General features: G+C 71.8%; 24 protein-coding genes. 21 read left to right on the top strand and 3 right to left on the bottom strand.

Annotated elements, in window-relative coordinates:
- The first annotated feature begins 26 nt into the window (after nt 1–26).
- Both ACFVHB_RS26005 and ACFVHB_RS26000 read left to right on the top strand, forming a co-directional pair.
- A complete protein-coding gene (locus ACFVHB_RS26005) occupies nt 27–731 on the top strand; it encodes an HAD family hydrolase (RefSeq protein ID WP_380326929.1) in 705 nt (234 codons plus the stop codon).
- A 357-nt stretch (nt 732–1088) separates the two neighbouring features.
- Nucleotides 1089–2702 (top strand): ABC transporter substrate-binding protein, encoded by a 1614-nt coding sequence (locus ACFVHB_RS26000; RefSeq protein WP_380326926.1) that lies wholly within the window; start codon nt 1089–1091, stop codon nt 2700–2702.
- Between the two features lie 100 nt (nt 2703–2802).
- Here the strand turns inward: ACFVHB_RS26000 and ACFVHB_RS25995 are convergent, their stop codons facing one another.
- The gene (locus tag ACFVHB_RS25995) at nt 2803–3474 is read right to left on the bottom strand and encodes a response regulator transcription factor (protein ID WP_238739925.1); all 672 of its coding nucleotides are present in this window, start codon (nt 3472–3474) and stop codon (nt 2803–2805) included.
- A complete protein-coding gene (locus tag ACFVHB_RS25990) occupies nt 3475–4383 on the bottom strand; it encodes a RecB family exonuclease (protein ID WP_380326923.1) in 909 nt (302 codons plus the stop codon). It lies immediately after the preceding gene.
- Nucleotides 4384–4555: 172 nt separating this feature from the next.
- Between ACFVHB_RS25990 and ACFVHB_RS25985 the strand changes: the two genes are divergently transcribed.
- The 3 genes from ACFVHB_RS25985 (at nt 4556) to ACFVHB_RS25975 (ending at nt 7545) form a co-directional block, all read left to right on the top strand.
- Complete coding sequence (locus tag ACFVHB_RS25985; protein ID WP_380326920.1) at nt 4556–5770, top strand: site-2 protease family protein; 1215 nt, start codon at nt 4556–4558, stop codon at nt 5768–5770.
- Nucleotides 5771–5819: 49 nt separating this feature from the next.
- Complete coding sequence (locus ACFVHB_RS25980; protein ID WP_380326917.1) at nt 5820–6779, top strand: tRNA (adenine-N1)-methyltransferase; 960 nt, start codon at nt 5820–5822, stop codon at nt 6777–6779.
- 160 nt (nt 6780–6939) lie between these two features.
- Entirely contained in the window at nt 6940–7545 is a 606-nt protein-coding gene (locus ACFVHB_RS25975; protein ID WP_380326914.1) for a hypothetical protein, read from the top strand.
- 48 nt (nt 7546–7593) lie between these two features.
- Here ACFVHB_RS25975 and ACFVHB_RS25970 read toward each other — a convergent pair whose 3' ends face one another.
- On the bottom strand, nt 7594–7896 hold the full coding sequence (locus ACFVHB_RS25970; RefSeq protein ID WP_380326911.1) for a ferredoxin: 303 nt from the start codon (nt 7894–7896) through the stop codon (nt 7594–7596).
- A 283-nt stretch (nt 7897–8179) separates the two neighbouring features.
- Here ACFVHB_RS25970 and arc point away from each other — a divergent pair, with 283 nt between their 5' ends.
- The 16 genes from arc (at nt 8180) to ACFVHB_RS25890 (ending at nt 24048) form a co-directional block, all read left to right on the top strand.
- Entirely contained in the window at nt 8180–9946 is a 1767-nt protein-coding gene (arc, locus tag ACFVHB_RS25965; protein ID WP_380326908.1) for a proteasome ATPase, read from the top strand.
- 226 nt (nt 9947–10172) lie between these two features.
- Nucleotides 10173–11684 carry a depupylase/deamidase Dop gene (gene dop, locus ACFVHB_RS25960; RefSeq protein ID WP_380326905.1) on the top strand — a complete coding sequence of 504 codons (1512 nt, stop codon included), beginning with the start codon at nt 10173–10175 and terminating at the stop codon, nt 11682–11684.
- A gap of 175 nt (nt 11685–11859) precedes the next feature.
- The gene (locus ACFVHB_RS25955; protein WP_148647695.1) at nt 11860–12078 is read left to right on the top strand and encodes a ubiquitin-like protein Pup; all 219 of its coding nucleotides are present in this window, start codon (nt 11860–11862) and stop codon (nt 12076–12078) included.
- 162 nt (nt 12079–12240) lie between these two features.
- On the top strand, nt 12241–13083 hold the full coding sequence (gene prcB, locus ACFVHB_RS25950) for a proteasome subunit beta (RefSeq protein WP_380326902.1): 843 nt from the start codon (nt 12241–12243) through the stop codon (nt 13081–13083).
- A 30-nt stretch (nt 13084–13113) separates the two neighbouring features.
- Complete coding sequence (gene prcA / locus ACFVHB_RS25945) at nt 13114–13872, top strand: proteasome subunit alpha (protein WP_380326899.1); 759 nt, start codon at nt 13114–13116, stop codon at nt 13870–13872.
- A 124-nt stretch (nt 13873–13996) separates the two neighbouring features.
- On the top strand, nt 13997–15358 hold the full coding sequence (pafA, locus tag ACFVHB_RS25940; RefSeq protein WP_363651948.1) for a Pup--protein ligase: 1362 nt from the start codon (nt 13997–13999) through the stop codon (nt 15356–15358).
- A gap of 120 nt (nt 15359–15478) precedes the next feature.
- Nucleotides 15479–16465, top strand: a complete 987-nt coding sequence (locus ACFVHB_RS25935; RefSeq protein WP_380326896.1) for an FKBP-type peptidyl-prolyl cis-trans isomerase — start codon at nt 15479–15481, stop codon at nt 16463–16465.
- A gap of 246 nt (nt 16466–16711) precedes the next feature.
- Nucleotides 16712–18025 (top strand): FKBP-type peptidyl-prolyl cis-trans isomerase, encoded by a 1314-nt coding sequence (locus ACFVHB_RS25930; protein ID WP_380326893.1) that lies wholly within the window; start codon nt 16712–16714, stop codon nt 18023–18025.
- A gap of 131 nt (nt 18026–18156) precedes the next feature.
- Nucleotides 18157–18558, top strand: a complete 402-nt coding sequence (locus ACFVHB_RS25925) for an FKBP-type peptidyl-prolyl cis-trans isomerase (protein ID WP_380326890.1) — start codon at nt 18157–18159, stop codon at nt 18556–18558.
- A 177-nt stretch (nt 18559–18735) separates the two neighbouring features.
- A complete protein-coding gene (locus tag ACFVHB_RS25920; RefSeq protein ID WP_380326887.1) occupies nt 18736–19722 on the top strand; it encodes a helix-turn-helix transcriptional regulator in 987 nt (328 codons plus the stop codon).
- Nucleotides 19719–20675, top strand: a complete 957-nt coding sequence (locus ACFVHB_RS25915; protein WP_380326884.1) for a helix-turn-helix transcriptional regulator — start codon at nt 19719–19721, stop codon at nt 20673–20675. Before ACFVHB_RS25920 ends, ACFVHB_RS25915 begins: the two co-directional genes overlap by 4 nt.
- A gap of 3 nt (nt 20676–20678) precedes the next feature.
- Nucleotides 20679–20909 carry a hypothetical protein gene (locus tag ACFVHB_RS25910; RefSeq protein ID WP_380326881.1) on the top strand — a complete coding sequence of 77 codons (231 nt, stop codon included), beginning with the start codon at nt 20679–20681 and terminating at the stop codon, nt 20907–20909.
- 49 nt (nt 20910–20958) lie between these two features.
- A complete protein-coding gene (locus tag ACFVHB_RS25905) occupies nt 20959–21135 on the top strand; it encodes a hypothetical protein (RefSeq protein ID WP_380326878.1) in 177 nt (58 codons plus the stop codon).
- A 207-nt stretch (nt 21136–21342) separates the two neighbouring features.
- Nucleotides 21343–21639, top strand: coding sequence for a Sec-independent protein translocase subunit TatA (gene tatA, locus ACFVHB_RS25900; RefSeq protein WP_380326875.1), 297 nt, complete (start codon nt 21343–21345; stop codon nt 21637–21639).
- Between the two features lie 178 nt (nt 21640–21817).
- Nucleotides 21818–22708 (top strand): twin-arginine translocase subunit TatC, encoded by an 891-nt coding sequence (gene tatC / locus ACFVHB_RS25895; RefSeq protein ID WP_380326992.1) that lies wholly within the window; start codon nt 21818–21820, stop codon nt 22706–22708.
- A 170-nt stretch (nt 22709–22878) separates the two neighbouring features.
- On the top strand, nt 22879–24048 hold the full coding sequence (locus ACFVHB_RS25890) for an NAD(P)/FAD-dependent oxidoreductase (protein WP_380326872.1): 1170 nt from the start codon (nt 22879–22881) through the stop codon (nt 24046–24048).
- The last annotated feature ends 40 nt before the right edge of the window (nt 24049–24088 follow it).

Genomic DNA, 24088 nt, shown 5'->3' with positions numbered 1-24088 from the left:
GGGGGTACCGACGGAAGGATCCCGCCATGACCACCATCTCCACCGCCACCCGCGTCCTCGACCACGGCGACGGCCGGGGCCTGCAGGCGGTGCTGCTGGACATGGACGGGACCCTGGTGGACACCGAGGAGTTCTGGTGGCAGGCCGAGGCCTCGCTCTTCGCCGAGCTGGGCTACGCGCTGGACGAGAAGGACCGCGCCCACGTGGTCGGCGGCCCGATGAGCCGGGTGATCGACTACCTGCTCACCAGCACCGGGGTGGACCTCGCGCCGGCCGACCTGACGGTGTTGATCAACCAGCGCTTCGTGGACCTGCTGGCCGGCGGCGTGCCGCTCATGCCGGGTGCCGAACGGCTCCTCAACACCCTTGCCGCGCACGGCGTTCCGGCCGCGTTGGTGTCCGCCTCGCACCGGCACGTGATCGACATCGTGCTGCAGTCGCTGGGCGCCCACCACTTCGCCTTCACGGTCGCCGGCGACGAGGTGCCGCGCACCAAGCCGCACCCGGACCCGTACCTGGAGGCGGCGCGCCGGCTGGGCGCCGAGCCGGGCCGCTGCGTGGTGGTGGAGGACGCGCCGACCGGCGTCCGTTCGGCCGAGGCGGCCGGCTGCCCGGTGATCGCGGTGCCGTCGGTCGCGGCGATCGAGCCGGCCCCCGGGCGGCTGGTGCTGCCCTCGCTGGAGCAGGTCGATCTTGAACTGCTCCGCTCGCTCGTGACCTCGCGCGTGTGATTGTCGTCTCATTGCGGCCGGGCGCTACCGCCCGGTAAGTGACCGCGCCCGTCCGCTGTCGGCACCCGGTCGGGGAGAAATCGGGCATTGCCTGACAACTCGTGGAACGGCCGGTTCCCCACCGCCCCCTTGTGTCCCAACTGTCACCTGTGCGGTATCGGTGGTGCGTGTTCGATATGGCACGCTACTCCAGTTCGTTCCCCACACCCCCGCGCCTGCCACCGTCGCGGACGGGCAACCCCGTCCTGCCCGCGGTCGCACGGCAACCGGTCCGTGCGCGCCTCGCTCACCCCGCAGGCGCAGCGAAGCGCGGACCACCGGCCCCCCGGCCGGACCGCACCCAGAAGGACGCGATCCGTGAAGACTTCCGCTGAACGACTCGCAGCGCTCGGCTGCGCCGGCCTGGTGGCCGTTTCGGTGGCCGGCTGTGGCTCGGTCACCGACGCGGTCAAGGGGGACGGCGACCGGTCGATCACCATGGGCACCACCTCGCTCACCAGCGTGCTGGACCCGGCCGCCGCCTATGACTCCGGCGCCTGGCTGGTCCTGCGCAACTCGTTCCAGTCGCTGCTGGCCTACCCGGCCGCCTCCAGCGCGCCCTCCCCGGACGCGGCGCAGTCCTGTGAGTTCACCGGCGGCGAGGCCACGCTCTACCACTGCACGCTCAAGTCCGGCCTGAAGTTCTCCAACGGTCACCCGCTGACCGCCGCGGACGTGGTCTACTCCATCGAGCGCACCAAGAAGATCAACGACACCAACGGCCCGGTCGGCCTGCTGGACACGATCAAGTCGGTCGAGGCCAAGGGCGACACCGAGGTGATCTTCCACCTCTCGGCGCCCGACGCGACGCTCCCGGCGAAGCTGGCCACCCCGGCCGGCGCCATCGTCGACCACCAGGTCTTCCCGGCCGACAAGGTGCTCGCCAACGACAAGCTGGTCGGCTCCGGCCCGTACAAGATCGACTCGGTCGAGACGATGGACGCCGCGGGCGGCGGCAAGGTCCCCGGCAAGATCGTCCTGTCGGCCAACGGCAGCTACACCGGCGACGCCAAGCTGCGGAACAAGAAGTTCACCGTGCGGTACTTCGACAAGGCCGACAGCCTGAAGGCCGCGCTGGACAAGGGCGACGTCGACCTGACCGACAACAGCCTGGAGCCCAACACCGCGGCCCAGGTCCGGTCCGAGCAGCAGGGCGGCAAGACCGACCTGCAGGTCGTCGAGGGCGACAGCAACGACACCCGCAGCCTGGTCTTCAACACCAAGGACGCCACCGCCGGCAACGTCGCCGTCCGCCAGGCCGCGGCCCAGCTGATCGACCGCAAGACGCTCGCCCGCGACGTCTTCGCCCGCACCGTCCAGCCGCTGTACTCGATGGTCCCGGCCGGCGTCAGCGGCCACGGCACGTCCTTCTTCGACAAGTACGGCGACCAGGACCCGGCCAAGGCCAAGGCGATCCTGTCCGCGGCCAAGGTCTCCGTCCCGGTCAAGCTGACCCTCACCTGGTCCCGCTCGCGGACCGAGAGCGCCGAGGCCGAGGCGCTGAAGAAGCAGCTGGAGAACGGCGGCCTCTTCCAGGTGACCGTCCAGCACGAGCCGGACTGGAACGCGTACAAGAAGGCCTGGACCGAGGGCAAGTACCAGGCGTACACCGTCGGCTGGTTCGCCGACTACCCGGACGCCGACAACTACATCGCGCCGCTGATCGTCGAGGGCGGCGCCTACCACCACGGCTGGGACGACGCCCGGATCAGCCAGAAGCTGGTGCCCGAGGGCCTCAAGCAGGCCGACCGCGGGGCCGCCTCCGGCACCTACAACCAGGTGCAGACCATCGTCGCCGAGAACGTGCCGCTCATCCCGCTCTACCAGAACAAGTCGTTCTACGCCTCGAAGTCGTACATCACCGGCGTGGAGGCGACCGTCGACACCACCGGCGTGTTCCGGTTCTGGGAGATCGGCCGGGCCGGCAAGTAACCGGCGCGGGCCGTACCCGGGCGACCGGGACCCTCAGCACGGCGGCCCGTCCCGCTCCCCCAGGGTGCAAGGGGAGCGGACGGGCCGCCGTCACGTCCGGCTACAGCGTGCCGGGGCGCACCAGCCCGCTCTCGTACGCGTACACCGCCGCCTGGACGCGGTCGCGCAGCTGGAGTTTGGTCAGCACGTGGCCGACGTGCGTCTTCACCGTGGTCTCGCTGACGAACAGCTCCGCCGCGATCTCCGCGTTCGACAGGCCGCGCGCCACCAGCTTCAGCACCTCCAGCTCGCGCTCCGTCAGCGCGTTCAGCGCCTGCGGCGGCGCCTCGTCGCCCGACGGCAGCTTGGTGGCGTACATGTCCAGCAGCCGCCGGGTGATGCTCGGCGCCAGCATCGCCGCGCCGTCCGCGACCACCCGGATCGCCTGCACCAGCTCCTCGGCCGGCACGTCCTTCAGCAGGAAGCCGCTGGCCCCGGCCCGCAGCGCCTCCACCACGTACTCGTCCAGGTCGAAGGTGGTCAGCACCAGCACCTTGGCCGGACCGTCCCGCCCCGGGCCGGCGATCCGGCGGGTCGCCTCCACGCCGTCCATCCTGGGCATCCGGATGTCCATCAGCACCACGTCGGGCTGCAGGGCCCGCACCTGGTCCAGCGCCTGCTGACCGTCGCCGGCCTCGCCGACCACCACCAGGTCGGACTCGGCCTCCAGGATCATCCGGAAACCGGTGCGCAGCAGCGGCTGGTCGTCGACCAGCAGCACTCGGATCGTCACCTAGGACTCCTTGCTCATCGGATCCCCCGTGGGATCGTCTTCGTCAGACGTACGGCTCAGCGGCAGCGGGTACGGCGGCGGGGTGCCGCCGAACTCCGGGCAGCTGGCCCGGTGGTCGCACCAGTCGCAGAGCCGGTTGCGGGTGGCCGGGAAGTCCCCGGTGGCCACGGCGGCGGTGATCCGCTCCCAGAGCGCCTGCAGCTTGCGCTCCACCGCCAGCAGGTCCGCCTCGTCCGGGTCGTAGCTGACCACGTCCCCGCCCCCGCCGAGGTAGACCAGCTGCAGCCGCTTGGGGATCACGCCCTTCCAGCGCCACACCACCAGCGCGTAGAACTTCATCTGGAACATCGCCTTGCCCTCGAAGTCCCGCGAGGGCGCCCGGCCGGTCTTGTAGTCGACCAGCCGGACCTCACCGGTCGGGGCGACGTCCACCCGGTCGATGTAGCCGCGCAGCAGCAGCCCCGACTCCAGGGCCGTCTCCACGTACAGCTCCCGCTCCACCGGGTGCAGCCGGGTCGGGTCCTCCAGCCGGAACCACTGGGCGACCAGCTTCTCGGCGTCCGCCAGCCAGCGGGTCAGCGCCGCACCGTCCGGGTCCTCCGGGAACAGCGAGACCAGCTCCGGGCGCTCGCCGAGCAGCCGCTCCCACTGCGGGCGCAGCAGGCCGAGCGCCCGCTCCGGCGTCCGCTCGGCCGCCGGGCTGTCGAACAGCCGCTCCAGCACCGCGTGCACCAGGGTGCCGCGGGTCGCCGCCGCGCTCGGCGGCTCCGGCAGCCGGTCGATCACCCGCAGCCGGTAGAGCAGCGGGCAGGTCAGGAAGTCCCCCGCGCGGGACGGGGACAGGCCGGTCGGGGGTGCCGCCGGACGGGCCGGGGCCGCGGGGGCACCGCTGGTGTCGGTCTGCTGCATGCCCCGACCCTATTGCCCCGTGCTGTCATCCCGCTGCCACGGTGCTGCCACACGGCCTTTCCAGTGGGTATGAAGCCTGAGAGAGGGGCGCGCGCCGCCCGGTGCCCGCGATCACGTAGCGTGGGCGCACCGGCGCTCGGCGCACGACGGGGAACCGACCGAAGGGATCACGGTGAGCGACAGCAGGGGGCGGCAGACCTCCGACCAGCCACCGCAGGACGGCGGCCCGGCGGGCGCGCCGCCCGAGGAGCCGGAACGCCGCAGCGGCATCCTGATGGGCCGCCCCTTCGGCGTGCCGGTCTACGTCACCCCCTCCTGGTTCGTCATCGCCGCCCTGATCACCTGGGTGTTCGGCGGCCAGCTCGACCGCGTCCTGCCGGAGCTCGGCGCCACCCGCTACCTGGTCGCGTTCTCCTTCGCCGTCGCCTTCTACGGCTCGGTGCTGGTCCACGAGCTCGCCCACACCGTGGTCGCACTCCGTTACCGGCTCGGGGTGCGCCGGATCCAGCTCCAGTTCTTCGGCGGCGTCTCGGAGATCGAGAACGAGGCCGAGAGCCCCTGGCGCGAGTTCTGGCTGGCCTTCGTCGGACCGCTGCTGTCGCTGGTGCTCGGCGGCGCCTTCTACCTCGCCATGCGCGCCGTCGACCTCTCCACCGTCCCCGGCGTGCTGCTCACCGGCCTGATGGTCTCCAACCTCGTCGTCGCCGCGTTCAACCTGCTGCCCGGCCTGCCGCTGGACGGCGGGCGGATGCTGCGCGCCGTGGTCTGGGCGCTCACCGGCCGGCCGATGGCCGGCACCGTCGCCGCCGCCTGGGTCGGCCGGGCCCTGGCCGTCGCCGTCCTGATCGGCCTGCCGCTGGCCAGCGCCGCCCGCGGGACCGAGCGCAGCACCACCGACACCCTGGTCGACGCGGTGCTGGCGGCCGTCCTCGCCGCGATCATCTGGAACGGCGCCGGCGGCGCCGTGCGCAACGCCCGGCTCAAGGAGGCGCTGCCCGGCCTGCGGCTGCGCGACCTCGCCCGCCGGGCCGTCGAGGTCACCGCCGACACCCCGCTCGGCGAGGCCATGCGCCGCGCCCGCGAGGACCAGGCCGGCGCGGTCGTGGTGGTCGACGGACGCGGCGAGCCGATCGCCATCGTCCGCGAGTCCCAGGTGCGGGCCGTGCCCGAGCACCGCCGCCCGTGGATCGCCGTCGGGGCGCTCGCCCGCGACCTCGAACCGGGCCTGCGGCTCTCCGCCGACCTGGGCGGCGAGGACCTGCTGCGCGCCGTCCGCGCCACGCCGGCCGGCGAGTACCTGGTGGTCGAGGCGGACGGCCGGGTGTACGGCGTCGCCGCGCTCACCGACATCGAGCGGCGCCTGACCGCCGCCGTCACCGGCCGCTGAAAGGATCACCTGGTAAGCCGGGCGGTCGGCTTCCCTTAGGATTGTCCGCATGTCCGAACCGACCGGTGCCACCCGCCGACGCGGGCCCTTCCAGGTCGGGGACCAGGTCCAGCTGACCGACCCGAAGGGCCGCCACTACACGTTCACGCTCCAGGCCGGGAACCAGTTCCACACCCACAAGGGTGCGTTCCCGCACGACGAGCTGATCGGCGCCCCGGAGGGCACGGTCGTGCGCACCACGGGGAACGTCCCGTACCTCGCGCTGCGCCCCCTGCTCCCCGACTACGTCCTGTCCATGCCGCGCGGCGCCGCCGTGATCTACCCCAAGGACGCGGGGCAGATCCTGGCGATGGCCGACATCTTCGCCGGCGCCCGCGTGGTCGAGGCCGGCGTCGGCTCCGGCGCGCTCTCCACCTACCTGCTGCGCGCCGTCGGCGACACCGGCATGCTGGCCTCCTACGAGCGCCGGCAGGACTTCGCCGACATCGCCAAGGGCAACGTCGAGCGCTACTTCGGCGGACCGCACCCGGCGTGGAAGCTCACCGTCGGCGACCTCCAGGACAACCTGGTCGAGACCGACGTCGACCGCGTCATCCTCGACATGCTCGCCCCCTGGGAGTGCCTGGACGTCGCCTCCAAGGCGCTCGTCCCCGGCGGCCTCATCTGCTGCTACGTGGCCACCACCACGCAGATGTCCAAGACCGTCGAGGCGCTGCGCGAGCACGGCACCTTCACCGAGCCGCAGGCCTGGGAGACCATGGTCCGCACCTGGCACCTGGAGGGCCTGGCCGTCCGCCCGGACCACCGGATGATCGGCCACACCGGCTTCCTGCTCACCGCCCGGCGCCTCGCCGACGGCGTCGAGCCGCCGCTGCGCCGCCGCCGCCCGGCCAAGGGCGCGTACGGCGAGGACTACGACAGCGGCGCCCCGGAGCCGACGCTCCAGGAGCGCGCCGCGGCCCGGGCCGCCGCCCGCGCCGCCGGGAGCGGGCAGACCGACCTCGGCTGACCGTACGCCCTGCCGGGGGTGGTACGACGGGCTTTCCCGCCCGCGTACCACCCCTTCGCGTTACCCGCGCACCCGGGACACCCGGCGGCCGCCCCCGTGTGGGACGATGCTCGCTCAGCACCGACCCACGCGTACACAGACCCGCTGGAGGGGACGCCTGGTGGAGACCGCGGTCAAGGCGACGGCCGAGCAGCAGACACCGCAGGACCGCGGCGGGCCGGGACACGCCCGCTCCGCCCCCTGGCACTGGGCCCTCGTGGTCGCGGGCAGCGCCGCCGTGGTCGCCACCGCGCTCGCCGCCAACCCGGCCACCGGCACCCCGACGCCCGCCCGCGGCACCGTCAAGGCCCTCCCCGCGGCCACCGCGCCCGACCCGGCCGAGGCCGAACTCCCGCTGGAGTGCGGCCCGTTCCCGGTGAAGATATCCGTCAGCTTCGCCGCCGACCTCGGCGACGGCCGCCCCGGCACCGTCGTCGCCGCCCACTGCGCGGCCGAGAACGGCACCCCGCCGGACGCCGTCTACCTGCTCGGCGCCGGCGACGGCGGCAGGCCGGTGGTCCTGGCCACCCTGGTCTCGGAGACCGAGAACCTCACCGTCAGCCGGCTCGGCCTGCGCAGCGACGGCGTCATCACCGGCCACGCGCAGGGGTATTCGAGCGACGACGTGCCGCGGTTCAGCCCGGACATCTCACTGGACCTCACCTGGACGCGCAGGGGCGGCGGCTGGGGCCGTGCCCAGACCGCCGCCCCGCTGACCCTGACGTGACGTGATCCGCCCGCTCGCCTCCGGGCGCGCCCCCGACCCGGTGCGGGGTTACTCCGCGTCCGGCCCGTACACCTCGACCCGGTCGGCGACCCGGCGCACGTGGATGCAGTCGCCGGGGCACTCCTTCGCGGAGTCCACCACGTCCTGAAGCAGCGTCAGCGGCACCGGCGCGGTGTCGCCGGGCTGCTGGCGCAGCTCGTCGTCCGGGCCCTTCACGTAGGCCAGCCCGTCGATGTCGAGCTCGAAGACCTCGGGCGCGTACTGCGCGCAGATGCCGTCGCCGGTGCACAGATCCTGGTCGATCCACACCTCGAGCGGCTCGGCCGCCGCCGCATCCTCGGTCACCGCCATGGTCCCCTGCCGTTTCTGTCCCGGGTCGCCCGTTATCGGGGCAATCCCGCCATTCGTACAACGATCGGACCGGAAGTCTCGGTCGCGATCGGATATCGACTCGCTCGACGATACATCTGGTCCGCTTTGGGTGGTGCGCGGTGGGTATCTCCTTAGCAGAGGGGAAGCACGCTGGGGCGAAGATCGGACACGCCCGTTCCATCTTTCTTGATCTAGGGGTTTACGGACCCCTGGTCCCAGGTAGGGTCTGGAAGCGTCCAGCTCCCCGGAGGAGGTGAGGACCGTGGCAGCCCACGATGACGACTACAACCGCAGCACCGGCAGGCCCGCTCGTGGTTCCGACGAGGCCGCTCAGGTCTCGTACCTTGAGCAGGAAATCGCCGTGCTGCGCCGCAAGCTCGCCGACTCGCCGCGCAATTCGAGAATCCTCGAAGAGCGGATCGTCGAGCTCCAGACCAACCTGGCCGGCGTGACCGCCCAGAACGAACGGCTCGCCTCCACCCTGCGCGAGGCCCGCGACCAGATCGTGGCCCTCAAGGAGGAAGTGGACCGGCTGGCACAGCCCCCGGCCGGATTCGGCACCTTCCTCGACCAGAACGAGGACGGCACCGCCGACATCTTCACCGGCGGGCGCAAGCTCCGCGTGAACGTCAGCCCCAACGTCGACCTCGACGAGCTGCGGCGCGGCCAGGAAGTGATGCTGAACGAGGCCCTCAACATCGTGGACGCGATGGCCTTCGAGCGCATCGGCGACATCGTCACCCTCAAGGAGGTCCTGGAGGACGGCGAGCGCGCCCTGGTCATCGGCCACACCGACGAGGAGCGGGTGGTGCGCCTCGCCGAACCGCTGCGCGAGATCACCATCCGGGCGGGGGACGCCCTGCTGCTGGAGCCCCGCTCCGGCTACGTGTACGAGGTGGTGCCCAAGGCCGAGGTCGAGGAACTGGTCCTCGAGGAGGTCCCGGACATCGACTACCGCCAGATCGGCGGCCTGAGCAACCAGATCGAGCAGATCCGCGACGCGGTCGAGCTGCCCTACCTGCACGCCGACCTCTTCAAGGAGTACGAGCTGCGCCCGCCCAAGGGCGTGCTGCTCTACGGCCCGCCCGGGTGCGGCAAGACGCTGATCGCCAAGGCCGTGGCGAACTCGCTGGCCAAGAAGGTCGCCGAGGTCACCGGCCGGCCCCAGGGCAAGAGCTACTTCCTCAACATCAAGGGCCCCGAGCTGCTCAACAAGTACGTGGGCGAGACCGAGCGGCAGATCCGCCTGGTCTTCCAGCGGGCCCGGGAGAAGGCGAGCGAGGGCACGCCCGTCATCGTCTTCTTCGACGAGATGGAGTCGCTGTTCCGCACCCGCGGCTCCGGCGTCAGCTCGGACGTGGAGAACACCATCGTCCCGCAGCTGCTCGCCGAGATCGACGGCGTGGAGGGCCTGGAGAACGTCATCGTGATCGGCGCCTCGAACCGTGAGGACATGATCGACCCGGCGATCCTGCGGCCCGGCCGGCTGGACGTGAAGATCAAGATCGAGCGCCCGGACGCCGAGGCCGCGAAGGACATCTTCTCCAAGTACCTCAAGGACTCGCTGCCGTTCCACCCGGACGACCTCAAGGAGCACGACGGCTCCGTCGAGGCCACGGTGGCGGCGATGATCCAGTCGGTGGTGGAGCGGATGTACTCCGAGACCGAGGAGAACCGCTTCCTGGAGGTCACCTACGCCAACGGTGACAAGGAGGTCCTGTACTTCAAGGACTTCAACTCCGGCGCGATGATCCAGAACATCGTCGACCGGGCGAAGAAGATGGCCATCAAGGACTTCCTCGACCACGGCCAGCGCGGACTGCGCGTCTCCCACCTGCTCGCCGCCTGCGTGGACGAGTTCAAGGAGAACGAGGACCTCCCGAACACCACCAACCCGGACGACTGGGCCCGGATCTCCGGCAAGAAGGGCGAGCGGATCGTCTTCATCCGCACGCTGGTCACCGGGAAGCAGGGCGCCGAGTCCGGCCGCTCCATCGACACTGTCGCCAACACCGGGCAGTACCTGTAACCGCACGACTCCGGGCCGCCAGCGGTCCCCGGACCAGCACGCACCCCGTCCGGCTGTGGCGCCTCGCGGCCCCGCAGCCGGACGGCGCGTCTCGGGGCCCGCCCGTCGGTGCCGCGTTCTAGGCTCGACCCACCGTGTGCGGGCACACCGCCCGCCCCGGTGTTGTTCAGCGGTACGTCAGCGTGTTCCGCCCGTGGGGGGCGGCGCACCGGGCAAGGAGGGCCGCATGACCGTACGGCGCGTGATGGGCATCGAGACCGAGTACGGGATCTCCGTGCCCGGACACCCCAACGCCAACGCCATGCTCACCTCGTCCCAGATCGTCAACGCGTACGCGGCGGCGATGCACCGGGCACGGCGGGCCCGTTGGGACTTCGAGGAGGAGAATCCGCTGCGCGACGCCCGGGGCTTCGACCTCGCGCGCGACGTCGCGGACGCCAGCCAGCTGACCGACGAGGACATCGGCCTCGCCAACGTCATCCTGACCAACGGCGCGCGGTTCTACGTCGACCACGCGCACCCCGAGTACAGCTCGCCCGAGGTGACCAACCCGCGCGACGCCGTGCTCTGGGACAAGGCCGGCGAGCGGATCATGGCGGCCGCGGCCCAGCGCGCCCTGGAGCTGCCCAACGGGCAGAACATCCACCTCTACAAGAACAACACCGACAACAAGGGCGCCTCCTACGGCACCCACGAGAACTACCTGATGAAGCGGGCGACGCCGTTCGCCGACATCGTCCGCCACCTCACCCCGTTCTTCGTCTCCCGCCAGGTGGTCACCGGCGCCGGCCGGGTCGGCATCGGCCAGGACGGCTCCGCCAACGGCTTCCAGATCAGCCAGCGGGCCGACTACTTCGAGGTCGAGGTCGGTCTGGAGACCACCCTCAAGCGGCCGATCATCAACACCCGGGACGAACCGCACGCCGACGCCGAGAAGTACCGCCGGCTGCACGTGATCATCGGGGACGCCAACCTCTCCGAGATCTCCACGTACCTCAAGCTGGGCACCACCTCGCTGGTCCTGGCGATGATCGAGGACTCCTTCATCGCCTCCGACCTCGCCGTCGACCAGCCGGTGCGCACCCTGCACCGGGTCTCCCACGACCCGTCGCTCAAGCACCTGATCACGCTGCGCAACGGGCGCAAGCTCACCGCCGTCCAGCTGCAGCTGGAGTACTTCGAGCTGGCCCGCAAGTACGTCGAGGACCGCTTCGGCAACGACGCGGACGAGCAGACCGTGGACGTGCTGGCCCGCTGGGAGGACGTGCTCGGCCGGCTGGAGCGCGACCCGATGTCGCTCTCCCGGCAACTGGACTGGATCGCCAAGCGGGAGATCCTGGAGGGCTACCGCAGCCGCGACGCCCTGGAGTGGGACAACTCCCGGCTGCACCTGGTCGACCTCCAGTACAGCGACGTGCGGGCCGAGAAGGGCCTGTACAACCGCCTGGTGGCCCGCGGGAGGTTCGAGCGGCTGCTCACCGAGGACGAGGTCGAGCGGGCCGTCTCCAAGCCCCCGGAGGACACCAGGGCGTACTTCCGCGGCCGCTGCCTCGAACAGTACGCCGAGCACGTCGCCGCGGCCTCCTGGGACTCGGTGATCTTCGACCTGCCGGGCCGGGACTCGCTCCAGCGCGTCCCGACCCTGGAGCCGCTGCGCGGCACCCGCAACCACGTGAAGGAGCTGCTGGACCGCTGCCGCACGGCGGAGGACCTGCTCCGGGTGCTCTCCGGCGGGTAACTTTTCGATCACCACGGGTGAACGCCCGCCGAATGGGAATCATCCGGGGTGGCAGCGGGTGTTGGACAGGAAGCGCCACCGGCAAACCGGAAGCGGGTAGTCGCACCTTGTGTATAGGGTCGGTGCAGCAAGCAACGACCAAACCGTGCCAGACCGATCGAGCGGGGTGAGGGAAATGGCGAGCAAGGACACCGGCGGCGGCCAGCAGCGGGCGAACCGCTCCTCCGAGGAGGTCGAGGAGCAGGCCGCGGAAGCGCAGAATTCCGAGGAGCTCAAGGAGCGCCAGGAAAAGCTGAGCGACGACGTCGACGCGGTTCTGGACGAAATCGACGAAGTGCTCGAGTCGAACGCCGAGGATTTTGTCCGGCAGTTCGTGCAAAAGGGCGGCCAGTAACCCCGTCCGGGCATTCAGGGAATTCACGGTCGCGACCGCCGAGGGCGGACGGACGGCAATGGCCGCCCGTCCGCCCCGGTCCGGCCCTCCACGCGTGGACGATGATCGTCGGGCGGGTAGGGTGCCGGGCAGCGAGCTTCAAAGCTACCTGGAAGGAATCGTGTGGAAGCCAACACTCGTGGCACCGGGCGTCTACCGGCTGCCTTCCTGACCCCGGGGTCCTCGTCGTTCCTCGACTTCCTGGCGGACCACCAGCCGGAGCTGATCCCCGGCCGGCGCGGACTGCCCGAGGGGGCGGTGGTCGAGGCCCCGCACGGGACGACCATCGTCTCCGCGGTGTTCGACGGCGGTGTGGTCATCGCCGGTGACCGCCGCGCGACCATGGGCAACGTGATCGCCCAGCGCGACATCGAGAAGGTGTTCCCGGCCGACGAGTACAGCGCGGTCGGCATCGCCGGCACCGCCGGCCTCGCGGTCGAGATGGTCCGGCTGTTCCAGCTGGAGCTGGAGCACTACGAGAAGATCGAGGGCACCGTGCTCTCGCTGGAGGGCAAGGCCAACCGCCTGACCACCATGATCCGGGGCAACCTCGGCATGGCGATGCAGGGCCTGGCGGTCGTCCCGCTCTTCGCCGGCTACGACCTCGACCTCGGCCGCGGCCGGATCTTCACCTACGACGTCACCGGCGGCCGCTCCGAGGAGCGCGGGTTCGCCGCCACCGGCTCCGGCTCGGTCTTCGCCCGGGGCTCGATGAAGAAGCTCTACCGCTCGGACCTGACGGCCCAGCAGGCGTCCACCCTGGTCGTCCAGGCCCTCTACGACGCGGCCGACGACGACTCCGCCACCGGCGGTCCGGACCTCGCCCGCAAGATCTTCCCGATCGTCTCGCTGATCACCGAGGACGGCTTCCGCCGGCTCACCGAGGCCGAGGTGTCCGAGATCGCCGTCTCGATCACCGACGAGCGCCTCATCCACCCCAACGGCCCGCAGGCCCCGCTGCTCTAGCCACACCGACCAAGGAAGGGACGACCGCCGGTGTCGACACCGTTCTACGTCTCGCCCCAGCAGGCCATGGCGGACCGCGCGGAGTACGCCCGCAAGGGCATCGCGCGCGGTCGCAGCGTGGTCGTGCTCACCTACGCCGACGGCATCGTCTTCGTCGCGGAGAACACCTCCCGGGCGCTCCACAAGGTCTCCGAGATCTACGACAAGATCGCCTTCGCGGCGGTCGGCCGCTACAACGAGTTCGAGAACCTGCGCATCGGCGGCGTCCGCTACGCCGACCTGCGCGGCTACTCCTACGACCGGGCCGACGTCACCGCCCGCGGCCTGGCCAACGTCTACGCCCAGACGCTCGGCACCATCTTCTCCTCGGTCGGCGAGAAGCCGTACGAGGTGGAGCTGATCGTGGCCGAGGTCGGCCGCACCACGGACGAGGACCAGATCTACCGGCTCACTCCGGACGGCTCGGTCGTCGACGAGAAGAACTACGTGGTGGTGGGCGGCAACGCCGACTCGATCGGCAACTACCTGGGCCAGCGCCACCGCGGCGGGCTCTCGCTCACCGAGGCGGTCAAGGTCGCCGTGGACTCGCTCGCCCGGGACCCGAACGGCGGCAGCCCGCGCACCCTGACCCCGGAGCAGCTGGAGGTGGCGGTGCTGGACCGCCAGCGCTTCCAGCAGCGCAAGTTCAAGCGGATCCTGGGCGGCCAGCTCGCCCGGCTGCTCGACGGCGACCAGTCCGCCGAGACGGACGAGGACGAGAAGCCGGCGGTGAACCCGCCGGGCGACTAGCAGTACCCGGGGAGTCCCGTGCGGCGGTCATCCGCCGTCGTGCGGGACTCCGGTGCCCCTGCGGCGGCCCGGTCGGCGTCGCGGAGGCGGTTTCGGAAAGCTCCAAGCAGAGAATGGATGCCGCATGGACCGCCGAATTTTCGGGCTGGAGAACGAGTACGGCGTCACCTGCACGTTCCGGGGGCAGCGACGGCTGTCACCGGACGAGGTGGCCCGGTACCTCTTCCGCCGCGTTGTCTCCTGGGGCCGCAGCAGCAACGTGTTCCTGCGCAACGGTGCCCGCCTCTACCTCGACGTCGGCTCCCACCCCGAGTACGCCACCCCCGAGTGCGACGACGTGGTCGAGCTGGTGACGCACGACAAGGCGGGCGAGCGCATCCTCGAAGGGCTCCTGGTGGACGCCGAGCGGCGGCTGCACGAGGAGGGCATCGCGGGGGACGTCTACCTCTTCAAGAACAACACCGACTCGGCCGGCAACTCCTACGGCTGCCACGAGAACTACCTGGTGGCCCGGCACGGCGAGTTCTCCCGGCTGGCGGACGTGCTGATCCCGTTCCTGGTGACCCGCCAGCTGATCTGCGGGGCGGGCAAGGTGCTGCAGACCCCGCGCGGCGCGGTGTACTGCGTCAGCCAGCGGGCCGAGCACATCTGGGAGGGCGTCAGCTCGGCGACCACCCGGTCGCGCCCGATCATCAACACCCGGGACGAGCCGCACGCCGACGCCGAGCGCTACCGCCGGCTGCACGTCATCGTCGGCGACTCCAACATGTCGGAGACCACGACGCTGCTCAAGGTCGGCGCCACCGACCTGGTGCTGCGGCTGATCGAGGCCGGCGTGGTGATGCGCGACCTCACCCTGGAGAACCCGATCCGGGCGATCCGCGAGGTCAGCCACGACCTCACCGGCACCCACCAGGTGCGGCTCGCCAACGGCCGGGAGGCCAGCGCGCTGGACATCCAGGAGGAGTACTACACCAAGGCGCTGGAGTTCGCCGACCGCAAGGGCATCAACACCGGCACCATCGCCCGGGTCCTGGACCTCTGGGGCCGCACCCTGGAGGCGGTGCGCACCGAGCGGCTCGACGGGGTGGCCACCGAGATCGACTGGATCATGAAGTACAAGCTCATCGAGCGCTACCGCGAGAAGCACCAGATGAGCATGTCCAACCCGCGGGTCGCCCAGATCGACCTCGCGTACCACGACATCCACCGCCGGCGCGGCCTGTTCTACCTGCTCCAGGGCAAGGGGCAGGCGCAGCGGGTGACCACCGACCTCAAGACCTTCGAGGCCAAGTCGATCCCGCCGCAGACCACCCGGGCCCGGCTGCGCGGCGACTTCATCCGCCGGGCGCAGGAGCAGCGCCGGGACTTCACGGTGGACTGGGTGCACCTGAAGCTGAACGACCAGGCCCAGCGGACGGTGCTCTGCAAGGACCCGTTCCGCTCGGTCGACGAGCGGGTGGAGAAGCTGATCGCGGGGATGTGAGCCCCGTCGTGATCTTCGCGGTGTCCGGCCCCGGTGGTGTCTACCGGGGCCGGACGCGGTCGGGGCATACGCTGTCCGTCGAGTCCGGAGAGCCGACTTTGACCGACAGTTAGGAACGCCGTGCGCCGCACCGCGGGTTTGCTTCTCACCCTGCCCCTGCTGCTGGTGGTCGCCTGCAGCAGTTCCACCAAGGCGACCAGCCCGGCGACGCCCTCGGCGTCCAGCGCGGCCCCCACGGTGCCGGCACCGGTCTCGGAGGCCGCGCCGATGCCGACGCTGTCGGGCGGCGGGTTCGGGAGCAAGGCCACCATCACCATTCCCGACGCCGCGCCGAGCGGCCAGTTCGTCGTCAACACCGTGAGCGAGGGTGACCGCTCGACGGTGAACAAGGGCGACTGGGTGACGGTGAACTACACCGCCAAGGACTGGACCACCGGCAAGGACCTGCCCAGCTCGTACGACGCGGGCGGCAAGCCGCAGCTCTACCAGGCGGGCAGCGGCCAGCTGGTGCCGGCGTTCGACCAGAGCGTGATCGGCAAGAAGGTGGGCAGCCGGCTGCTGGTGGTGGCCCCGCCGGCCGCCGCGTTCGGCAACCAGGGCAACACCCAGCTCGGGGTGGCGCCCGGGGACACCGTGGTGTTCGTGCTGGACATCATGGAGAGCCTGCCGCAGGACTCCACCCTCTCCGGCGCCATGACGCAGCCGCCGGCGACGATGCCGCAGGTCAAGGACAACGGCAAGGCCCCCGTCACGATCACCATCCCGGCCGGGCAGGCGCCGCCCGCCGACCTCCAGCAGGCGGTGCTGATCAAGGGGGAGGGCAAGCAGGTGAAGGCCGGGCAGACCCTGGTCGTCCAGTACACCGGTGTGCTGTGGAGCAACGGCCAGCAGTTCGACTCCTCGTGGAGCCACGGGGGCGCGCAGGCGCTGCAGATCGGCACCGGCAGCGTCATCGAGGGCTGGGACAAGGGGCTGGTCGGCCAGACCATCGGCAGCCGGGTCGAGCTGGTGGTGCCGCCGGCCCTCGGCTACAAGGACCAGGCGCAGGGTGCGGTACCGGCGAACTCGACCCTGGTGTTCGTGATCGACATCCTCGAGGCGGTCTAGGCGTCCAGCCGGACACGGGGCGCGGGACGGGGGACGGGGTCTAGGAAGGTACGGGTGGGATTCCGTACGCTTGGGCGGGCGCTCGCACATGGAAGCGTCCGCCCTCATCCTGACCTGTCATACTGCCCTCGCACTGTGGTAGGCGCCGCCGGCGTCCGGGTAACGGGCGGTAGTGCGACAGCACCCCGGCGCTCACCACGCCGGCCGTAGACCTCGAAGACCTCGTGGCGAGATGGATGGGGAGTCATGTCTGAGAAAGCGTCGAGCCCGGGCGGTGCCGGCACTGCGAGCGGGAACTCCGGCGGCGACCCGGCCGACTCGCGGCCCGGCGGCCCGCTGCCGGGCGACGGCGAGTCGATCGTCGTACCGCCGTCGATCCTGAAGCAGCAGGCCGGCTGGGCCCAGCCCGGTGAGGCCCCGCGGCGGACCGGCGGGACGAAGACCGACGAGACCCCGCAGATCTTCGCGTCCACCGTGCGCCGGCAGGACACCTCGGAGGCCGGGTACGACGAGAACCCGCCCGGGGTCGGCAAGCTCGGTGTGATCCTCGGCACGGTGCTCGCCGTGCTGCTGGTCGGCAGCGGCGTCACGCTGTACATGGTGAACAAGGACGGCTCGAAGAGCGACAGCGCCGCCGCGAAGCCGGAGGCGACCAAGAGCGCGCCGCCCGCGCCGTCCGCCGAGCCGGTGCCGCCGATCAAGGACACCGCCAAGGTGCTGCCGACGATCACCGGCGAGTTCGGCAAGAAGGCCGGCATCGAGGTGCCCGCCGAGCAGGCCGACGGCTCCTTCGTGGTCAAGGTGCTCTCCGAGGGCAGCGGCGCCAAGGTCGAGAAGAACTCCTGGACCTCGGTCGACTACACCGCCAAGGACTGGACCACCGGCAAGGACATCCCCAGCTCGTACGACGACAAGGGCAAGCCGCAGATCTTCCAGGCCGGCACCGACGCGCTGATCCCGGCGCTCGACCAGGCCGTGGTCGGCAAGAAGGCCGGCAGCCGGATCATGGTGGTGGCCCCGCCGGCCGCCGCGTTCGGCGCCCAGGGCAACCCGAACATGTCGATCGGCGCCAAGGACAACCTGGTGTTCGTCATCGACATCCGCAACACCAACGCGCCCGACGCGGTGGTCAGCGGTACCGTGACCCCGCCGCCCGCGGACTTCCCGCAGGTGAAGGACAACGGCAAGAAGCCGGCCGAGATCACCCCGGTGAAGGGCGCGGCCGACCCGACCGAGCTGAAGACCCACGTCCTGATCAAGGGCACCGGCCCGAAGGTCGAGAAGGGCGAGAAGGTCGTCGTCCAGTACACCGGCGCGCTGTTCAAGGACGGCAAGGTCTTCGACTCCTCGCTGAGCAAGGGCCAGGCGTTCTCCTTCCCGGTCGGCGGCGGTCAGGTCATCGCGGGCTGGGACCAGGGCCTGGAGGGCCAGACGGTCGGCAGCCGGGTCGAGCTGGTCATCCCGGCCTCGCTCGGTTACGGGGACAAGGGCCAGGGCGACATCCCGGCCAACGCCACCCTGGTGTTCGTGGTCGACATCCTGGACGCCGGTCAGGGCTGATCCACTTTCGGGTGACAATGGTGTGCGTGTGACCTTCGGGCGGGCCGCGTGGCCCGAGCCCGGACGGGCGGCGGGCGCCCGTACCGTGGTCCGGGAACGGACCGGTGCGGGCGCCCGCCGCTTGGTCATGGATGGAACCAATCCGAGAAGAGGCAGTTGTGAGCAACAAGACGAAGCCGGAGATCGACTTCCCGATCGGTGACCCGCCGGCCGAGCTGAAGATCCGCGACATCGAGGTCGGCACCGGCGAGGAGGCCAAGCCGGGTCAGGTCGTCGAGGTGCACTACGTCGGCGTCACCTTCTCGACCGGCGAGGAGTTCGACGCCAGCTGGAACCGCGGCTCCAGCTTCAAGTTCCCGCTGGGCGCCGGCCGCGTCATCAAGGGCTGGGACCAGGGCGTCGTCGGCATGAAGGTCGGCGGCCGCCGCGAGCTGACCATCCCGGCGCACCTGGCCTACGGCAACCAGTCGCCGACCCCGGCCATCCCGGCGGGCTCGACCCTGATCTTCGTGGTCGACCTGCTGAGCGTCTGAGCCGCTCCCGGCCGGTCGTGACCGAGGGCCGCACCCCCGCCCCGGGGGTGCGGCCCCGCGCGTTTCCGGACTCGGCTTTTGCACTGCGTACCGCTACCGGTACGGTCGGTCCCGCCGGGCCGAGAGCGCCCGGCGGGCGCACCCCGCGCGCGGCGCGGCACACCGGAAGGGTCAGCGATGGCGATCGCCAAGGCAGAGCGGCTGATGAATCTCGCCCTGTGCCTGATGAACACCAGACGTCCGCTCTCCAAGAAGGAACTGCGGGAGTCCATCGAGGCGTACCGCGAGGCCTGGCAGAACAGCAGCGAGGACGCCTTCAACCGGATGTTCGAGCGGGACAAGGACGACCTGCGCGAACTCGGTCTGGTCATCGACGTGGACGAGAACGCCCTCGACGGCGAGCTCGGCTACCTCGCCCGCGCCGACCGCAACCGCCTGCCGGAGATCGCCCTCGACGCCGAGGAGGCCGCCGCGCTCACCCTCGCCGCCCGGGTCTGGCAGCAGGCCAAGATGTCCGGTGCGGCCAGCGGCGCCCTGCAGAAGCTGCGCGCGGCCGGCGTCCCGTTCACCGAGACCGAGGGCCGCACCGCCCTCGAACCGCGCATCCCCGCCCGCGAGGCCGCGTTCGAGCCGCTGCTCACCGCCGCCCGGGACCGCCGTCCGGTCACCTTCGAGTACCGCAAGGCCGGCGCCGCCGCCGTCGAGCAGCGCACCGTCGAGCCGTGGGCGCTGGAGTGCTGGCGCGGCCACTGGTACCTGGCCGGCTGGGACCGCGACCGCGGCGACGCCCGGGTGTTCCGGCTCAGCCGGATCACCGGCCGGGTCAAGGCGCGCGCCGGTGCCTTCCTGGGCACCGTCCCCGAGCACGTCGACGTCCGCGCCACCGTGGCCAAGTTCGCCGGCGAGGGCGCGACCGCGACCGCCACGGTGCGGGTCCGCCGCGGGGCCGGCTTCCCGCTGCGCACCAAGGCGCTGGACACCCGGCGGGCCGACGACGGCTGGGACGAGCTGGAGATCCCGTACGGCAACGGGCTGGGCGCCGACCTGGCCGAGTTCGGGCCGGACGTGCTGGTGCTCGGGCCGGAGGAGCTGCGTGCGGACGTGATCGAGCGGCTGCGCGCGGTGGCCGGCGCTGTTGAGGGAATCGAGGGAGTGCGGGCATGAGCAACGCGATCGACCAGACCCGGCGGATGCTCTCGCTGGTCACCTACCTGCGCGAGCGCCCGGGCGCCGAGGTGGCCGAGGTGGCCCGCGCCTTCGGGATCACCGAGCGCGAGCTGATCGGCGACCTCAACGTGCTGCCGATGTGCGGCACCAGCTTCCGCGGCGGCGACCTGCTCGACATCGACACCGACGGCGAGCGGATCTGGTGGCACAACGTGGACGACGTCGCGCAGCCGCTGCGGCTGGCCGCCGACGAGGCCACCGCGCTGCTGGTCGCCGCCCGCGCGGTGGCCGGCCTGCCGGGCCTGCGGGCCGGTGACCGGGAGGCGCTGACCCGGGCCGTCGCCAAGATCGAGAACGCCGCCGGGGACAGTGCCGAGGGCAGCGCCCGGGTCGGCGTCACCTTCGAGGCCGAGAGCCACGTCTTCGCCGACATCGACCGCGCGCTCAGCGAGGGCCGCCGGCTCTGGCTGCGCTACTACTCGCACGGCCGCGGCGGCATGACCGAGCGCGAGGTCGATCCGATCCGGCTGCTCACCGAGGGCCACACCTACCTCGAGGCCTGGTGCCGCACCTCCGAGGACCACCGGATGTTCCGGCTCGACCGGGTCGCCGAGATCAGGGTGCTGGACGTCCCCTCCGACCCGCCGAGGCGGGAGCCGCGCGACCTGTCCGGCGGGCTGGTCAACCCGTCCGCCGACGACCCCGAGGTGGTGGTCGAGGTGACCTCCGGCGGGCGCTGGGTCGCCGAGTACTACACCCACGACCGCGCCGAGGAGCTGCCCGACGGCGGCCTGCGGATCACCCTGCGCAGCGCCGACCCGTCCCAGCTGCGCCCGTTGGCGCTGCGGCTGGGCCGGGACGGCCGGATCGTCTCGCCGCCGGAGCTCGCCGAGCAGGCGCGTTCGGCGGCGCTGGAGGCGCTGGCCGCCTACGGGGAGGGGCTGGTCTGAGCCGTGGAGCCCGGTACCAGGTTCAAGGTGTACTGCTCGGAGTGCCGGGAGAAGGTGGAGCTGCCCGCCGAGGAGTTCCGGCTCACCTTCGGCAGGACGCCGACGCAGGCGCACTACAGCTTCGGCTGCCCGCTTTGCGGGGCCTCGGTGCGCAAGCCGGCCGGGGAGAAGATCGTCACGGCGCTGACCGGCGCCGGGGTGCGGACCATGCGGCTGGTGCCGGCCGAGGGCTGAGGCGGGCCGCGGGGGAGTGACGGCCGGGGCGGTCGATAGGGTGGTGGGCATGTCCTGGATGCTCGTCGCCGCCGTCCTGCTCGTCACCGCCGGTCTGCTGGTCCTCGGTGTCCTCGCGATCCGGGTCTGGCTGGACGTGCGGGCGCTGGCGAAGGGGGTGGACGCCGCCTCGCGCGCGCTGGCGGAGGCGGCCGGCGACCTCGCGGCGGCGGTGCCCGGGCGCTGACGTGTCGCCCGGCACATCGGGCCGCCGGCGGGTACGGGGGCTGCTGCGTGCGGCGTCGGGCGCGTTACGCTCTCAGATGGCTCCTGCACCTTGCGGCCGGGGGCCGCTGTCCTGTTCGGGCGGCCGTCGTCAGGGCGTTACCCGCCGCGGTTACCATCCCCGCAGCGGGCGGCCCGCCGGTGCCGCCGTGACTGAAGGTGGGCGAGTATGCGGGTCTCGGGGACCGCGATCATGGTGATCGTGGTTTTTGCCATTGTGCTCTTCGGTGCCAAGCGACTGCCGGACCTGGCGCGCTCGCTCGGCCAGTCGCTGCGGATCCTGAAGAGCGAGGCCAAGGCGATGAAGTCGGACGGCGCGGACGGTGCCGCCGAGCCGGCCCCGCGGACCGCGGTCACCGAATCCGCCCCGGTGAAGACCATCCAGTCCGCGCCGGGGGCGTCCGCGACCGCCCGGCCGGTGGCGGAGCAGTCCGCGCCGACGGGGACGGACGGCGGACCGCGCTGAGCGGCCCGGCGCACCCGCGTCGCGCGGGGGCACGCGAAGCCCGCGACGCACGCGACGCATGGCGACGCACGCGACCACTGGAGGCCCGCCGACCGGCGGGCCTCGACGCACGAGTTGAGGACCGGGGTTGAGCAAGCTCTCCAAGGCGTCGAAGGCGCCCAAGGATCCTGAGGGGCGGATGGCCCTCGCCGACCACCTGCGGGAACTGCGGAACCGCGTGGTCAAGTCGGTCCTGGCGATCGTGCTGTTCACGATCGTCGCGCTGATCTACCACAAGCACCTCGAATCGCTCCTCCTGAAGCCGATTCCGCAGTGCGACAAGTCGAACGCGGCGGAGTTCCACGGCCGCTGTGCGCAGGTGTCGACCGTCGGCCTCACCGCCGGTTTCAACTGGATGCTGAAGGTCGCGCTGACGGCCGGCGTGGTCGCCGCCGTGCCGGTCTGGCTGTACCAGCTCTGGGCCTTCGTGGCGCCCGGTCTGCACAAGCACGAGCGCAAGTACACGATGATCTTCATGGCCTGCGGCGCGCCGCTGTTCCTGGCCGGCGTGGGCTGCGCGTTCCTGGTGATGCCGACCACGGTCGAGGTGCTGATCTCGTTCAGCCCGACCGAGACCACCCCGATCCTGCCGCCCGACGACTACTTCGACATCGCCACCCGGATGGTGCTGGTCTTCGGCCTCGCCTTCGAGTTCCCGCTGCTGCTGGTGATGATGAACATGGTCGGCATGGTCACCGGCAAGCGGCTGCTGGGCTGGTGGCGCGGCATGGTGATGGCCATCACCGTGTTCGCCGCCTTCGCCACGCCGAGCGCCGACCCGGTCAGCATGCTGGTGCTGGCCGCGCCGATCTGGGCGCTGTACTTCATCGCCGTCGCCATCGCGCTGGTCAACGACAAGCGCCGGGCCCGCCGCGACCCGGACCTCGCGCTGGACGACGAGGAGGCCTCGCACCTGGACCTCTCGGTGCAGCCGGTGGAGCGGACGGAGGCCGTGGAGGCGTCCGGCGCGCCGTTGGCCGGCGCCCCGGTGCCGGCCGCGCGCCACGAGCAGATGGACGACATCACCTGAGTCGTCGCGCCGCCCCGAGGCCCCGGCCCGCCGCATCCCGGCGGGCCGGGGCTTTCGCGTGGGGGCGGGTCGCCCACGGGTCCGGTCGTCGCACGGGACCGGTCGTCGCGGGCCCGGTCGTTCCGCGGGGCGGTCTTGGCAGCCGTGATGGCATGTGACATATTACTGGCGTGGACCAGCATCAGAGACCTCCCCTGGACGTCGTCGTGGTCGGGGCCGGCGTCGTCGGAGCCGCCTGCGCGTACTACGCCGCCCGCGCCGGACTGGCCGTCGCCGTGGTCGACCGCGGCCCGGTCGCCGGCGGCACCACCGGGGCCGGCGAGGGCAACCTGCTGGTCTCCGACAAGGAGCCGGGGCCCGAACTCGACCTCGCCCTCCTCTCCACCCGGCTCTGGCGCGAGCTCGCCGAGGAGTTCGGCACGGCCGTCGAGTACGAGCCCAAGGGCGGCCTGGTGGTCGCCGCCACGCCCGCCCGGCAGGACGCCCTGCGCGCCTTCGCCGCCGAGCAGGCGGAGGCCGGCGTCACCGCCGAGGAGATCCCCGGCGAACGGCTGCGCGAGCTCGAACCGCACCTGGCCGCCGGGCTGGCCGGCGGCTTCCTGTACCCGCAGGACGCCCAGGTCCAGCCCGCCCTGGCCGCCGCCCACCTGCTGCGCGCCGCCCGCCGCGACGGCGCCGTGCTCCACACCGGCGAGACCGTCCACGAGGTGCTCACCGGGCCGGACGGCGCCGTGCGCGGGGTGGTGACCGACCGGCGCCGGCTGGCGGCGCCCGCCGTGGTCAACGCGGCCGGCACCTGGGGCGGCGAGCTGGCCGCGCTGGCCGGGGTGCACCTGCCGGTGCTGCCGCGCCGCGGCTTCGTCCTGGTCACCGAACCGCTGCCGAGGATCGTCCGGCGCAAGGTCTACGCCGCCGACTACGTCGCGGACGTGGCCAGCGGCTCGGCCGCGCTGCAGACCTCCGCGGTGGTCGAGGGCACGCCGGGCGGGCCGGTGCTGATCGGCGCCAGCCGGGAGCGGGTCGGCTTCGACCGCACGCTCTCCGTCGAGGTGCTGCACCGACTGGCCGCCCAGGCGGCGGCGCTGTTCCCGGTCCTCGCCACGGTCAGCGTGATGCGCGCGTACCGCGGCTTCCGGCCGTACCTGCCGGACCACCTGCCCGCGATCGGCGCCGACCCCCGGGTGCCCGGGCTGTACCACGCCTGCGGGCACGAGGGGGCGGGCATCGGCCTGGCCCCGGCGACCGGCCTGCTGATCAGCGAGCAGCTCACCGGCAAGGCGCCCGCGCTCGACCTCGCGCCGTTCCGCGCCGACCGGTTCGGGCCCGACGGCGAGGCGTGAACCCGGCCGCGCGCGCGGTGCACCCGGCCGCCCGGCCGCC

It is taken from the genome of Kitasatospora sp. NPDC127111, assembly GCF_042677465.1.
In the GTDB taxonomy this organism is placed as follows: Bacteria; Actinomycetota; Actinomycetes; order Streptomycetales; family Streptomycetaceae; genus Kitasatospora.
The sequence above is the reverse complement of the archived record's forward strand: the minus strand, read 5'-3'. Positions and strand labels throughout refer to the sequence as shown.